Source organism: Kitasatospora sp. NPDC058048, from assembly GCF_042885555.1.
In the GTDB taxonomy this organism is placed as follows: Bacteria; Actinomycetota; Actinomycetes; order Streptomycetales; family Streptomycetaceae; genus Kitasatospora; species Kitasatospora lactacystinica.
In genome coordinates, this window is the sequence record NZ_JBHVRT010000004.1 from 219,186 (window position 1) to 232,507 (window position 13,322).

Genomic DNA, 13,322 nt, shown 5'->3' on the forward strand with positions numbered 1-13,322 from the left:
GGCCGTCAGGGGCCGCCGGGGGCGTGGGGGAGGCCCGGCCGGCGGGGCCGCCCGGGGCGCGGACGGAAGCCGATTAGGTCATTCGGCCGAAGTCGCGTAGAGTCATGTTTACCGACGCGGGGTGGAGCAGCTCGGTAGCTCGCTGGGCTCATAACCCAGAGGTCGCAGGTTCAAATCCTGTCCCCGCTACAAAGAGAAGGGCCCGGAGGCATCAAGCCTCCGGGCCCTTCGGCGTTCCCGGGGCCGGAGGGCTCCGTCGTACGGGGGAGGGGCGGGAACCGCTCCGGCGGGGGAGGCGGTCGGGGCGGCCGCCGAGGGAGGGTTCCCGGTGTCGGTCGACGGGCTTTCGAAGGAGCCGGGGATGAAGCGGGTGCTGGGCGCGGTGGCGATCACGGCGGGGGTACTGGTCGGGATGTCGGCCTGCCTGCCGTTCGGGGACGACGCGGAGCACCGGACGGTGAGCTACGGGGTGGCGGGGCCGGTCCGGGAGCTCGTCGTGGAGGGGGCCGACGGCGGGGTGGTGGTGAACGGGGGCGGTGACGCCGTGCACGTGGTCGAGAACCAGGACTACCGGGGGGACCCGCCGAAGAGCACCCACGAGGTGACGGACGGCGTGCTGAGGCTGACGTACGACTGCGGCTCCTGCGGGATCGGGTACACCGTGCAGGTGCCCGCCGGGACCAGGGTGCGGGTGAAGGAGGGCAACGGCGGCGTCAAGCTGTCCGGGCTGGCCGGCGAGGTGGACGCCGAGGTGACCAACGGCGGGGTCGAGGCCGACGGGCTGCGGGCCCCGCGGGTGCGGCTGACCACGGTGAACGGCGGGGTGCGGGCCGACTTCGCCGCGGCGCCGTCGAAGGTCGAGGCGAGCACCACCAACGGCGGGGTGCGGCTGCGGGTGCCGGCCGGGGAGGCGTACGCGGTGGACGCCAGGGCCTCGGCCGGCGCGGTGGACGTGGGCATTCCCTCGCAGCCGGGCGCGGCGCGCAGCATCAGCGCCCGGGCGGAGACCGGCGGTGTGACGGTCAGCGGTGTCTGACCTGGGCGTTCCGCAGGCGCTGCCGGTAGGGCATGATCTCCTGCGCGGGGGCGGCGTCCCCGGCTACGGGGGAGGGACCGGGGTGGAGCGTGCGGTGCGCCTGCGCGGCCGGCTGGACGGGTTCGGCCCGTACCTGCCGGACTCGCTGCTGGCGGTGGCGGCGGCCGGGGTCGCGCTCTGGGCGGTGTCCCAGGACACCACGGTGCGCCCGTGGTGGATCCACCTGCTCGCGGTGGCGACCGCGCTGCCGCTGCCCTGGCGGCGCCTGAGGCCGCTGACGGTGCTGGTGCTGGCGACGGCGCCGTCGCTGGTGATCTCGGTGGTGGCGCACTCGGCCAACCCCCAGGTGCCGCTGTCCGGGGTGGTCGCCCTCTACACGGTGGCGGAACGGTCCTCGGAGCGGGTGCGGTGGAGCGTGCTGGCGGTGGTGGTGGTCGGCAACGTGCTGGGCACCCACTCGCCGAACGGCGCGCTGTTCAGCCTGGTCACCTCCGTCGGCACCTTCGTGTTCGGCTCGCTGGTGCGCGCCCAGCGGCAGCTGGCCCGGGTGCAGGCGGAGCGGGCCCGGGAGGCCGGCGAACGGGCGGCGAGCGACGCGGCCCGGGCGGTGGCGGAGGAGCGGGCCCGGATCGCCCGGGAGATGCACGACATCCTGGCCCACGCCGTCTCGCTGATGGTGATCCAGGCCGAGGCCGGGCCGGTGGTGGTGCGCAGTGATCCCGATCGGGCGGTCCGCGCGTTCGACACCATCGCCGACGCGGGTCGGGACGCGATGGTCCAGCTGCGGCGGGTGCTGGGGGTGCTGAAGGATCCGGAGGCGGGCCGGCAGCTGGCGCCGCAGCCCCGGCTGGCGGAACTCGCCGCGGTGGCCGACCGGGTGCGCGCGGCGGGGCTGCGGGTGGATCTCGAACTTCCGGGGCAAGAGGGTCCGCTGCCGGCCGATGTGGAGACGGCGGCGTACCGGATCGTGCAGGAGGCGCTGACCAACACGGTCAAGCACGCCGGGGCGGACCGGGTCGCGGTCCGGGTGCGGCGGACCGGGGACGTGCTGGAGGTGGTGGTCTCGGACAACGGACGCGGGGTGCCGGCCGCGGCCGGCCGTGCGGTGGTCGGCTGGTCCGGCGGCCGCGGGCTGGTCGGCATCCGGGAGCGGGCGGCGGCCTGCGGCGGGCGGGCCGAGGCCGGGCCGGGGCCGGAGGGCAGGGGTTTCCTGGTGAGGGCCCGGCTGCCGCTGGGCACGGGCGGGGTGGTGGAGAGGGTGGACGAATGACGCCGATCCGGGTGGTCGTCGCGGACGACCAGGAGCTGGTGCGGGCCGGGTTCGGGATGATCCTGGACGCGCAGCCGGACATCGAGGTGGTGGCCGAGGCGTGCGACGGGGCCGAGGCGATCGAGGCGGTGCGCGCGCACGGCCCGGACGTGCTGCTGCTGGACGTCCGGATGCCGGTGATGGACGGGCTGGAGGCGGCCCGCCGGGTGTGCGCCGAGTTCCCGTCGACCAAGGTGATCATGCTGACCACCTTCGACATCGACGACTACGTCTTCGACGCGCTGTACGCGGGCGCCAGCGGCTTCCTGCTCAAGGACGTCCGGCGGGACGACCTGGCGCACGGGGTGCGGATGGTCGCCTCGGGGGAGGCGCTGCTCGCGCCGTCGGTGACCAGGCGGCTGATCGGCGAGTTCGCGGCCCGTCGGCCGGGGGCGCCGGAGCGGGCGGTGCGACCGCCGTCGCGGCTGCTGGAGCAGCTGACCCTGCGGGAGCGGGAGACGCTGCGGCTGATCGCGCGCGGGCTGTCCAACGCCGAGATCGCGGCCGAGCTGGTGGTCAGCGAGCACACGGTGAAGACGCACGTCAGCAATGTGCTGAGCAAGCTCGGGCTGCGGGACCGGGTGCACGCGGTGGTGTTCGCGTACGAGGCCGGGGCGGTGGTGGCGGGGGAGTCCTGACGGGCTCCCCCGTGCGGGGGAGGCGGCCGGTTCGCCGGTGCGGGTGATCCGGGACGAGGGCCCCGGGCGGGAGGCTCTGCGGTGTCGGAACGGACCACACCGCTGGAGACCATCGGATGAACGCCGCCCTGGATGCCCGGAACACCCGCCCCACTCGCACCAACCGCCCCACTCGCCTCGGCGGCCTCACGCCGTACGCCGTCGTCGGCGCCCCCGCCCTGATGGCCCTCTACGGCGGCATCCGCCTGGTGCCGGGCTCCCGGGCGCCCGGCCCCGGCTGGACGGCGGGGCACACCGCGATGCTCGCCGGGCTGCTGTTGTTCGCCCCCGTCCTCCTCGCCCTGCACCGGCGGCTCGCCCCGCGCGGCACGGCCGGGCGGACCGCGGCCGGGGCGGCGCTGGGGACGGCCCTCGCGGGGCTGCTCTGCTCGCTGGCGCAGATCGGCATCGACCTGGTGGTGGGGCTGGCGGCGGCGGACAAGGCCGAGCAGTCGCGGCTCTTCGACCGGGTCCAGGACGTCCCGGGCGTGCTGCCGGTCGTCTACCAGGTCGGCCCGCTGCTCTTCTACGTCGGCCTGCTGGCGCTGCTGACCGCCGCCGCGGCGGGCCGCTCCCGGGCGCTGCGCTGGTGGAGCCCGGTGCTGGCGCTGCTCGGCACCCTGGCCTCGGGCGTCGACCTGGCCCTCGTCCCGCTCGCCGCCGCCTGCTACCTGCTCGCGCTCGCCCCGCTGGCCCGCCCGGCCGCCGCGCCGCGCGCCGCTCTGGCCTGAAACGCGCGTCCTGGCCCGAAGCGGGCCCCGGCCCGGCGGCCCCCGGATTTTCGGTGGCCGGTCGTGGGCCGCGAGCCGTACGGTCCGGGGTATGAACGCGAAGCGCCCCCTGATCGCCGTGCTCACCGGCGCGGGCATCTCGACGGACTCCGGCATCCCCGACTACCGCGGCCCGCAGGGGCTGTGGCAGAAGGACCCGTCGGCGCAGGAGCTGGTCACCATCGGGCCGTACCTGGAGGACCCGGAGGTCCGGCGGCGGGCCTGGCGGATGCGGCTGGAGACCGGCGCGCTGGGCGCCGAGCCGAACGCCGGGCACCGGGCGCTGGTCGACCTGGAGCGCTCCGGGCTGCCGCTGCGGGTGCTCACCCAGAACATCGACGGGCTGCACCAGAGGTCCGGGCTGACCGCCCGCAAGGTGCTCGAACTGCACGGCAACGTGCGGGAGACGCAGTGCCTGCGCTGCCGGGTGGTCGGGTCGATGGCGGACGCGCTGGAGCGGGTCGGGGCGGGCGAGCCGGACCCGGCGTGCCGGGAGTGCGGGGGGATCCTCAAGCCGCGCATCGTGATGTTCGGCGAGAACCTGGACCCGGAGGTGCTCGGGCAGGCCGACGCGGTCGCCCGGGCCTGCGACGTCTTCATCGCGGTCGGCACCAGCCTCCAGGTGTTCCCGGTGGCGGGGCTGCCGTACAACGCGGTGCGGACCGGGGCGAAGCTGATCATCGTGAACGGCGAGCCGACGCCCTACGACGAGGCCGCGGCCGAGGTGATCCGGGAGCCGATCTCGCAGGCGCTGCCGAAGCTGGTGCGCCGACTTGTCCTGGAACGGGCCTGAGCGGGCGCCGGAAGGGTCATGTTCCCGGATGCACCGCGTGCGTACGATGATCTTTCCGGCTTCCCCCCTCCTGGCCTGGAGTGATCGACCGATGACGACGACGGCGAAGTTCGACCCCTGGTCGGCGGCCTTCGTGGCCCACCCGTACGACGCGTACGCCGAACTGCGCGAGCACGCGCCGGTGACGTACTTCGAGCCCACGAACCAGTGGCTCGTCTCGCGCCACGAGGACGTCAGCGCCCTGCTGCGCGACCGGCGGCTCGGCCGCACCTACACCCACCGCTTCAGCCACCAGGAGTTCGGCCGCCCCGAGCCCGACCCGGCGCACGAGCCCTTCCACACCCTCAACGACCACGGGCTGCTCGACCTGGAGGCGCCCGACCACACCCGGCTGCGCCGGCTGGTCTCCAAGGCCTTCACCCCGCGCATGGTCGAGGGCCTGCGCCCCACCGTGCAGCGGCTGGCCGGCGAACTGGTCGACGGGCTGCTCGCGGCCGGCGGCGGCGACCTGATCTCCGCCGTCGCCGAGCCGCTGCCGGTCGCCGTGATCGCCGAGATGCTCGGCGTGCCGGAGGCCGACCGCCACCTGCTGCGGCCCTGGTCCGCCGACATCACCGGGATGTTCGAGCTCAACCCCACCGAGGAGACCGCCCGCCGGGCCGTCACCGCGAGCATCGAGTTCTCCGACTACCTGCGCACCCTGATCCGCGAACGCCGGGGCAACCCCGGGACGGACCTGATCAGCGCACTCATCCAGGCCCAGGAGGGCTCCGACGCGCTCAGCGAGCAGGAGATGATCTCCACCTGCGTGCTGCTGCTCAACGCCGGCCACGAGGCCACCGTCAACACCACCGGCAACGGCTGGTGGGCGCTGTTCCGCAACCCCGGGGAGCTCGCCCGGCTGCGCGGCTCGGTGGACGCACTGCTGCCCACCGCGATCGAGGAGCTGATGCGCTGGGACACCCCGCTGCAGATGTTCGAGCGCTGGGTGCTGGAGGACATCGAGGTCCGCGGCGTCACCATCCCGCGCGGCGCCGAGATCGCCCTGCTCTTCGGCTCCGCCAACCGCGACCCCGAGCGCTTCGCCGACCCGGACCGCCTCGACCTCGGCCGCACCGACAACCCGCACATCACCTTCGGCGCCGGAATCCACTTCTGTCTGGGTGCTCCGCTCGCCAGACTGGAGCTCACCGAGTCCTACGGCACGCTGCTGCGCCGGGCCCCGGGCCTGCGGCTGGTCCGCGAGCCCGAGTGGAACCCGGGCTACGTGATCCGCGGGCTCAAGGAGCTGTTGGTCGAGGTGTGACGGGAAGAGGGGGAGCTGCTGTGGGCAAGGCGACGGGGGCACTGCTGGGGCTGGCGATCGGCGACGCGATGGGCCGGCCGACCGAGTTCCAGGACATCGAGCGGATCGCCGCCGACCACCCTGACTGGCGGCGGCTCCCGCTGCCGAAGAAGGCGCTGGTCACCGACGACACCCAGATGACGCTCGCCCTCGCCCGCGGCCTGCGCACCGCCCTGGCGCGCGGGACCCTGACGCCCCTGCGGCTGGAACGGCCGGTCCGCGAGGAGTTCGTCGACTGGTGGCGCTCCCCGCAGAACAACCGCGCCCCCGGCATGACCTGCCTGCGCGCCTGCCAGCGGCTCAGCCACGACGAGTACCGCTGGCAGCAGGCCAGCGACGTCGGCTCCAAGGGCTGCGGCGCCAACATGCGGGTCGCCCCGGTCGGGCTGATCCGCGACCTGGACGCCCGGCAGCTCTCCGGCGCCGCCCAGCTGCAGTCCGCGCTCACCCACGGCCACCCGACCGCGCTCGCCGCCAGCGACCTCACCGCGTACGCCGTGCGCAGGCTCGCCGAGGGCGTTCCGCCCGCCGCACTGCCCGCGGTGCTGCGGGCGTACGCGCTGGCGAACCGCGAGCGGTACGACGCGTTCTGGCTCGGCGACCTCGCCGACCACTGGCACGGCGCCTCCCCGCAGGCCGTCATCGCCCGCGGCTGGGACGACTGCCTCCGGGTGCTCGACCGGCTGGACGCGGCGCTCGCCGCCCCCGACGTCGAGGCCGACCCGTGCCTGGCCACCGGAGAGGGCTGGGTCGCCGAGGAGGCCTTCGGCACCGGCCTGCTCTGCTTCCTGCTGCTGCCCGACGACCCGGTGGCGGCCGTCCGCCGGGCCGCCTGCTCCAGCGGCGACTCCGACTCGCTGGCCTGCCTGACCGGTGCCTTCGCCGGCGCCCATCACGGCGAGGCGGCCTGGCCGGCCGACTGGGTGGAGCGGATCGAGCACCGGGACGAACTGCTGGAGTTCGGAGCGCTCTGGGACTGATCCGGGGCGCGCCGGCCGGGCGGAACCGGTGGGCGGGGCGGCACGTCGAAGGGCCATGACGAACCGCAGCACCGCAACCCGTCGCACCCTCCGCCGCCCGGCGGCGCTGCTCCTCGCGGCCGCGCTCGCCACGCCGCTGCTCTCCGGCTGCGGCAGCACCGGGGCCGCCGCGCCCGTGGAGCTCCGGGCGTCCGCGGCCGCGAGCCGGCCGGCCGTCGACCCGGCCCAGGTGGCCGCCACCGCGACCGCCACCGACGCCTTCGGCCTGGACCTCCTGCACGCCCTGACCGGCGAGCCGGACGCCGCCGGGAGCAACCTCGTGGTCTCCCCGTCCGGCCTGGCCACCCTGCTCGCCATGCTGCTGCCCGGAGCCCGCGGCGCCACCGCCGGGGAACTGGCCGCGGCCCTGCACACCGGGCTCGACCCGCGGCAGTACGCGCTCGCCACCGGCGCGCTGAACCGGCCGGTCCCGGCCACCGACAGGCTGACCCTGCGCCGCAGCGACGACGTCTGGACCCAGCAGGGCCTGGCCGTCGAACCGGACTACCTCGCCACCCTCGCCGCCGCCTTCGACGCCGGGGTCCACCAGGCCGACTTCGCCAAGGACCCGGACGGGGCCCGCAAGACCGTCAACGCGACCGTGGAGAAGGCCACCGACGGCCGGATCAAGGACCTGTTCGGCTCGAACGGGATCACGTCGAGCACCCGGCTGGTGCTCACCGACGCGCTGTACCTCAAGGCGAAGTGGGCCTCCGCCTTCAAGCCCTCGCACACCGCCGACCGCCCGTTCCGCAAGCTCGACGGCTCCGCCCCGGCCGTCCCCACGATGGGGCAGACCGGGGAGTTCAAGTACGCCGACGGCTCCGGCGGGATCGTCGGCGAGCCCTGGCAGGCCGTCGAGCTGCCCTACGCGGAGGGCGGGCTGGTGATGGACGTGATCGTCCCCGCGCAGGGCGGCTTCGCCGCGTTCGCCAAGGGCCTGGACCAGCCCCAGCTCGACCGCATCCTCGGGGCCCTCGCCGAGCGGCCGGTCGACCTCCGGCTGCCGCGCTTCCACTTCGGCACCTCGAAGGAGCTCACCCCCGCGCTGCGCTCGCTCGGCGTGCGGGCGGCCTTCGACGCGGCCGACTTCGGCGGCATCGCCAAGGACCCGCTGGCCGTCGGCACGGTGGTGCAGAAGGCCACGATCGAGGTCGGCGAGGACGGCACGGTCGCGGCGGCCGGCAGCGGTGTCGGGATGGAGGTGATGGCGGTGCCGAACGCCGAACGGCCGGTCCAGCTGTACGTCGACCGGCCGTTCCTGTTCCTGATCCGGGACGCCCGGGGCGGCGCGCCGCTGTTCCTCGGCCAGGTCACCGACCCGCGGGCGGGGTAGTCACCGGGCCGGGTGGTCACCAGGCGGGGTAGCGCCCGCCGAGCCCGGGGTGCAGCGGGTCGCGGCTGCCGAACAGCACCAGCAGGTCGTCGGCGACCTGCCGCAGCTCGGACCGGCCCTCGACCGCCCCGGCCCACTCGGGGGGCAGCGCCGCGGCGCCGTACGCGGCCCCGACCAGGTTGCCGCAGACCGCGCCGGTCGAGTCGCTGTCCCCCGAGTGGTTCACCGACAGCAGCAGCGCGGTGCGCACCGGGTCGGGGTCCAGGGTGGCCGCCAGCAGCGAGTACACCGCGATGGCCAGGCACTCCTCGGCGATCCAGCCGAGCCCGACCCGCTCCACCGTCTCCGCGGCCGGCTCGGCCTCCTGGGCCAGCCGCACCGCCCGGGCCAGCGCCTGGACGGTCTCCTTGGAACTCGGCAGCTCGCGGATCTGCTCCACCGTCTCGCCGACCGCCGCCCACGGCTCGGTGCCGTCCGCGAGCCGCTCGACCAGGGCCGCGAAGGCGCCGGCCGCGAGGTAGCCGGTCGGGTGTCCGTGGGTGAGCTGGGCGCACTGCACCGCCAGTCCGAAGGACTGCTCGACACCGAGCCGGGCCAGCCCGAACGGCGCCGAGCGCATCACCGTGCCGCAGCCCTTGGAACCCGGGTTGATCGGCCCCAGCAGCCCGATCGCGGACGGCGCCTCGAACACCGGATGCTCGGTCACCCCGCTCAGGCAGGCGTTGCCGGGCGCCCGCCGCGCGTACAGGAAGGGCCGGCTCAGCAGCCAGCCGTCGTACGGGCGGGGCTGCGGCTCGGTGTCCGGCGCGCCCTGGTACTGGGTCCGCAGCCAGCGCCGGTAGGCGCCGTGGACGGCCTCCGGCACCGAGCCGCCGCCGCCCGTCCAGCCGCGGACGAAGCCGCGGATCAGGCCCTCGGCGGTGAACAGCGTCATCTGGGTGTCGTCGGTGACCTCGACCGGCCCGGGCCCGGCCGGCAGCGTGGTCACGCCCTGCGGCCCGAACCGGTCCTGGATCTGGTGGAGTTGCTGGAACTCCACCGGCCAGCCCAGCGCATCGCCGATCGCTCCGCCGAGCAGCGCTCCGCGCACCCGGTCCCGGTACCCCGACTCCGCCGCCGGATCCGTCACGTCGCGTCCCCCTTCGTTCGTGGCGGACTACGTTCTATCAGGTCCCCGGGGAATGATCGGCGGGACGGGCCCTACCGGCGGATCGCACCGGCGCGCCCGTGCAGCGCGGCCCGGTCGGCGGCGGCGCGTCCGGCGGCCCAGCCCACGCCGTCGCTGACCCGCACCCGCTGCGAGACCAGCTTCGGGAACAGCCGGTCGACCTGCTCGTCCACCGCCTCGGAGCGGGCGGCGAGCGCGGGCAGCAGCCGCTCGTCCGGCAGCAGCTGCTCCTCGGTGCCGTCCTCGCGCAGGTGCCGGCCGGCCGCGGCGGCGCTGGTGGCGCGCTCGGTCGCGGCGGTCAGCCGCTCGCGGATCCGCGCCGCGTACGCGACCAGGAAGGACTGCCGGAACGCCTTGCTGCGCGAGTCCTTGCGGGAGCCGGCCTTGTTGAGCGCGTGGGTGGCCTGCACCAGCAGCGAGGTGTAGAGCAGCTCGACGCCGTCCAGGTCGCCGTCGAAGCCGACCACGGTGCAGAAGCCGAACTCCTTCGCCCACACCACCCGGCACCGGTTGGCCGCCGCGACGGCGTCCAGCAGCATCGTCTTGGGACCCTCGTACGGGTTGTCCACCCCGATCCGCAGCGCCGCCGGGGTGTCGCGGTCGGCGCCGGCCGCGGCCAGCAGCGCGTCGTCGATGCTGTGCTGGGCCATCAGCTGCTGGGCCTTGGCGGTCAGCGCCTCGGCCTCCTCCGGGTACTCGGTCGACTCGGCCTTGGCCAGCAGCGCCCGGATCCGCGCCAGCATCCGCGGCTCGCCGGTCACCGGCGCCGAGTGCCGCCCCCGGACGGCCTGCCCGGGGGCGGGCCCCACCGGGGCGATCGGCGGCAGCCGGCCCCAGGTGCGCAGCAGCTCCAGGACGGCGGTGGCGAGCGCGAAGCGGTCCAGCCGGTGCCGGTGGGCGAAGGCGCCGAGGTACTCCTCGTCGCCGGACCACCACACCTCGGCCTCCAGTTCGCGCAGCTGCTCCCGCCAGCGCCGGTCCAGGCCGGCCGCGGGGTGGCGGCGGTCCTCGGCGGCGATCAGGTCCACGGCGAGGGCCAGGTGGACGGGCTGCAGCTCGCGCCGCACCACCCGGGCCAGGTCGGCCGGCCGCCATCCGGCGGACCAGCAGCGGCCGACGGCGGTGTCCGCGTGGCCGAGCACCGCCCGGCTCACCTCGGGCCACTGCCCGGCCGAGGCGGCCAGCAGCGAGGCCCCGGTGTCCAGGGCGAGGTCCAGTGCGTCCTCCGGTGCCGTCAGCACCGACCGCACCGCCTGCTCCAGCAGCGGCCCGGCGGTCCCGGCCTGCTGCGCGCGCTCGCCCACGGTGTGTCCCTGCTCTCCTCGACGGTCCGGCCTCCTGCCCATGATGCCGGAGCCGCGGCGAAGACCGTCCGGCGCTCGGGCCGGCGGGGCCCGCGGCTCAGCGCTCGATGGCCTTGGCCAGGATCTCCGGCGTGCGCTCCAGCAGCCGGCCCGCGGCCGTCCGCACACCGAGCGTCGCGACCAGGGCGCCGTACAGCGGGCCGATCAGCAGCACCGGCCAGCTCGGCCCGTCCGAGACCAGCGCCCAGGCGAGGTAGCCGCCGACCGGCAGTGCCAGCACCGTGACGCCGAGCATCGAGCCGAACTGGTTGAGCAGGATCAGCCCGCCCTGTCCGGGGGCGGCGTTGCGCATCGGGTTGCTGTCGGCCGGCATGGTGTAGGGCGCCAGCACGCTGAACATCGAGCCCAGCGCGATCCCGCAGCCGAGCAGGGTCAGCGCCAGGCCGAGCGCGGACGGCAGCTCGCCCCACCGGCCGGTGACGGCCGCCAGCACCAGCCCCAGCACCACCGTCACCGGGACGGCGTACGACAGCACCGCGTACGCCCGGCCGCGCAGCTCGGACCGGGCGTCGGCCGGGGTGCGCAGGGTGGCGGCGACCATCCAGAACGCCGAGCCGTCCATGCCGAACAGGTTGAGCATCTGCAGTCCGAGGAACACCCCGGTCATCGCCAGCAGGTAGACGCTCGCCCAGCCCTGGACCATCGACAGCACGCAGATCACCAGCGTCATCCCGATGCTGGTGAACAACGCGGCCTTGGCCCGCGGCTCGCGCCAGGCGTACCGCAGATGGCGCTGCATCACCGCGCCGGTGCGGCCCTGGGGCAGGAAGCGCCAGCCGCGCGAGTTCTGCACCCCCCGGGCCACCTCCAGGGTGGAGGAGTCGGCGGTGACCATCAGCTCCTGCAGGCTCCGCCGCCACCAGCGCAGCAGCAGCGCCAGCAGCGCGGCGGCCGCGGCGAGCTGGAGCAGCGCGAGCCCGTACCGGCCCTCGCCCGCGGTGCGCGGCGCGTCCGCCGCGCTGATCGGCGGGATCCAGCGCAGCACCGAGGCGATCGGCTTCAGCGGGGTCAGGTCGATCGGTCCGCCCCGACGGCCGAGGATGCTCTGCGAGCCGACGTTGGCGACCTGCACCAGCAGCGCGAAGGCCAGCCCGCCGAAGATCGCGAAGTCCTTGCCGCGCCGGCTGGAGAGCATCCGGGCGTTGCCCGCCGCGACCGCCCGGGAGAGCGTGACCAGGCAGAGCACCGCGAGCGGTACGGCGGGCACCGCGACCGCGGCCGAGGCGCCGCCGGCCGCGCCGGCCAGCACCGCGCCGGTCACCAGCACCAGGCTGATCAGCGGCCCCGGTCCGATCAGCGCGGCCAGCAGCGAGCCGCGCAGCAGCGGGCCGGGCCGCAGCGGCAGCATGGTCAGCCGGGTCGGGTCGGCGCTCTCGTCGCTGGAGAAGAGGAACAGCGGCAGGGCGGCCCAGCCCAGGGCCAGCACGCCGAGCAGCATCACCCCGGCGTCCCCGGAGCCCGCGTAGCGCCCGTTCAGCGCGCTCATGGCGACGGCGACGCCGGCCGCGAGGGCCAGGCCCAGGACGCCGCCGATCACGTAGACGGTGGTCCGGCCGGGGCTGCGCCGCAGCCCGTTGCGCAGCAGCCGCAGCTTGAGTGCGACCAGGGCGCGCACCACCGTCCGCCCGTCGGGCACCGAGGCCGTGCGCGTGGCCCCGCTCGGCTCGGTCACAGGGCACCCCCGGGCTGCCCGCCGCCGAGCCAGCCGAGCGCCTGCCCGTCGTCCTCGCGCACGCCTATCAGGTCCAGGAAGGCCTCGTGCAGGCTGCGCCCGCCCCGTACGGTGTCCAGCGGCCCCTGGGCGATCACCTGGCCGGCGTTGACCACGGCGACCCAGTCGCAGAGCTGTTCGACCAGCTCCATCACGTGGCTGGAGAAGACCACCGTGGAGCCGGCCGCCGCGTACCGCTTGAGCACGCCGCGGATGGTCTGGGCGGAGACCGGGTCGACGCCCTCGAAGGGCTCGTCCAGGAACAGCACGTCCGGGTTGTGCAGCAGCGCCGCGGCCAGGCCGATCTTCTTGCGCATGCCGGTGGAGTAGTCGGCGACCAGCTTGTCGGAGTCCCGGCCGAGGTCCAGGACGGCCAGCAGCTCCTCGGCCCGCCGGTCCACCTCGGCGCCGGGCAGGCCGCGCAGCCGCCCGGTGTACTGGAGCAGCTCGCGCCCGCTGAGCCGCTCGAACATCCGCAGGCCCTCGGGCAGGATGCCGATCCGCGCCTTGACCGTGACCGGGTCCGCCCACACGTCGGTGCCGTGCACCAGGACGGTGCCCTGGTCGGGCCGGAGCAGCCCGGTGACCATCGACAGCGTGGTGGTCTTGCCGGCACCGTTCGGCCCGACCAGGCCGATGAACGCCCCGGCCGGCAGCTCCAGGCTCAGCCCGGCCACTGCGGCCTGGGTGCCGAAGTGCTTCCAGAGCCCCTGGATGCTGACGGCGGACGGGGTTCCCGGCCCGGGGAGGTCGGAGGACGGCGGCGCTGACGCCTGCATGGCGGCCTTCTCTGC

Annotated in this window: 12 protein-coding genes and 1 tRNA gene; 9 read left to right on the forward strand and 4 right to left on the reverse strand. The window is 75.3% G+C overall.

The genetic code is table 11. From position 1 onward, the window contains the following. The first annotated feature begins 115 nt into the window (after nt 1–115). The 9 genes from ACFVVA_RS06385 to ACFVVA_RS06425 all read left to right on the forward strand — a co-directional run bounded on the left by ACFVVA_RS06385 (nt 116) and on the right by ACFVVA_RS06425 (nt 8,285). Nucleotides 116–189 (forward strand) — tRNA-Met (locus ACFVVA_RS06385). A 172-nt stretch (nt 190–361) separates the two neighbouring features. After that, nucleotides 362–1,036 (forward strand): DUF4097 family beta strand repeat-containing protein, encoded by a 675-nt coding sequence (locus tag ACFVVA_RS06390; RefSeq protein ID WP_387686250.1) that lies wholly within the window; start codon nt 362–364, stop codon nt 1,034–1,036. Nucleotides 1,037–1,118: 82 nt separating this feature from the next. Next, nucleotides 1,119–2,306 (forward strand): sensor histidine kinase, encoded by a 1,188-nt coding sequence (locus tag ACFVVA_RS06395; protein WP_387686252.1) that lies wholly within the window; start codon nt 1,119–1,121, stop codon nt 2,304–2,306. Continuing rightward, the gene (locus ACFVVA_RS06400) at nt 2,303–2,983 is read left to right on the forward strand and encodes a response regulator (RefSeq protein WP_380351773.1); all 681 of its coding nucleotides are present in this window, start codon (nt 2,303–2,305) and stop codon (nt 2,981–2,983) included. The genes ACFVVA_RS06395 and ACFVVA_RS06400 overlap by 4 nt, the downstream gene beginning before the upstream one ends. A 116-nt stretch (nt 2,984–3,099) precedes the next feature. Then, nucleotides 3,100–3,753 carry a hypothetical protein gene (locus tag ACFVVA_RS06405; protein ID WP_387686254.1) on the forward strand — a complete coding sequence of 218 codons (654 nt, stop codon included), beginning with the start codon at nt 3,100–3,102 and terminating at the stop codon, nt 3,751–3,753. A 91-nt stretch (nt 3,754–3,844) separates the two neighbouring features. After that, complete coding sequence (locus ACFVVA_RS06410) at nt 3,845–4,585, forward strand: NAD-dependent deacetylase (protein WP_380538563.1); 741 nt, start codon at nt 3,845–3,847, stop codon at nt 4,583–4,585. 91 nt (nt 4,586–4,676) lie between these two features. Continuing rightward, nucleotides 4,677–5,891: a cytochrome P450 gene (locus ACFVVA_RS06415; RefSeq protein WP_387686256.1), complete on the forward strand. Its 1,215-nt coding sequence runs from the start codon at nt 4,677–4,679 to the stop codon at nt 5,889–5,891. A 20-nt stretch (nt 5,892–5,911) separates the two neighbouring features. Further along, nucleotides 5,912–6,910, forward strand: coding sequence for an ADP-ribosylglycohydrolase family protein (locus ACFVVA_RS06420; protein ID WP_387686258.1), 999 nt, complete (start codon nt 5,912–5,914; stop codon nt 6,908–6,910). Between the two features lie 55 nt (nt 6,911–6,965). Further along, entirely contained in the window at nt 6,966–8,285 is a 1,320-nt protein-coding gene (locus ACFVVA_RS06425) for a serpin family protein (protein WP_387686261.1), read from the forward strand. Nucleotides 8,286–8,301: 16 nt separating this feature from the next. Here the strand turns inward: ACFVVA_RS06425 and ACFVVA_RS06430 are convergent, their stop codons facing one another. The 4 genes from ACFVVA_RS06430 to ACFVVA_RS06445 form a co-directional block, all read right to left on the reverse strand. Beyond that, nucleotides 8,302–9,414 (reverse strand): ADP-ribosylglycohydrolase family protein, encoded by a 1,113-nt coding sequence (locus tag ACFVVA_RS06430; protein WP_387686263.1) that lies wholly within the window; start codon nt 9,412–9,414, stop codon nt 8,302–8,304. Between the two features lie 71 nt (nt 9,415–9,485). After that, nucleotides 9,486–10,757: a DUF2786 domain-containing protein gene (locus ACFVVA_RS06435; protein ID WP_380538554.1), complete on the reverse strand. Its 1,272-nt coding sequence runs from the start codon at nt 10,755–10,757 to the stop codon at nt 9,486–9,488. Nucleotides 10,758–10,854: 97 nt separating this feature from the next. Next, entirely contained in the window at nt 10,855–12,489 is a 1,635-nt protein-coding gene (locus tag ACFVVA_RS06440) for a transporter (protein WP_387686265.1), read from the reverse strand. Beyond that, entirely contained in the window at nt 12,486–13,307 is an 822-nt protein-coding gene (locus tag ACFVVA_RS06445; RefSeq protein WP_359897527.1) for an ABC transporter ATP-binding protein, read from the reverse strand. The genes ACFVVA_RS06440 and ACFVVA_RS06445 overlap by 4 nt, the downstream gene beginning before the upstream one ends. Between the last annotated feature and the right edge of the window lie 15 nt (nt 13,308–13,322).

What these genes read in the sequence shown, in the direction of transcription:
- ACFVVA_RS06410 (WP_380538563.1), top strand. Translation starts at nt 3,845, where the DNA reads ATGAACGCGAAGCGCCCCCTGATCGCCGTGCTCACCGGCGCGGGCATC.
- ACFVVA_RS06400 (WP_380351773.1), top strand. Translation starts at nt 2,303, where the DNA reads ATGACGCCGATCCGGGTGGTCGTCGCGGACGACCAGGAGCTGGTGCGG.
- ACFVVA_RS06390 (WP_387686250.1), top strand. Translation starts at nt 362, where the DNA reads ATGAAGCGGGTGCTGGGCGCGGTGGCGATCACGGCGGGGGTACTGGTC.
- ACFVVA_RS06445 (WP_359897527.1), bottom strand. Translation starts at nt 13,307, where the DNA reads ATGCAGGCGTCAGCGCCGCCGTCCTCCGACCTCCCCGGGCCGGGAACC.
- ACFVVA_RS06415 (WP_387686256.1), top strand. Translation starts at nt 4,677, where the DNA reads ATGACGACGACGGCGAAGTTCGACCCCTGGTCGGCGGCCTTCGTGGCC.
- ACFVVA_RS06405 (WP_387686254.1), top strand. Translation starts at nt 3,100, where the DNA reads ATGAACGCCGCCCTGGATGCCCGGAACACCCGCCCCACTCGCACCAAC.
- ACFVVA_RS06425 (WP_387686261.1), top strand. Translation starts at nt 6,966, where the DNA reads ATGACGAACCGCAGCACCGCAACCCGTCGCACCCTCCGCCGCCCGGCG.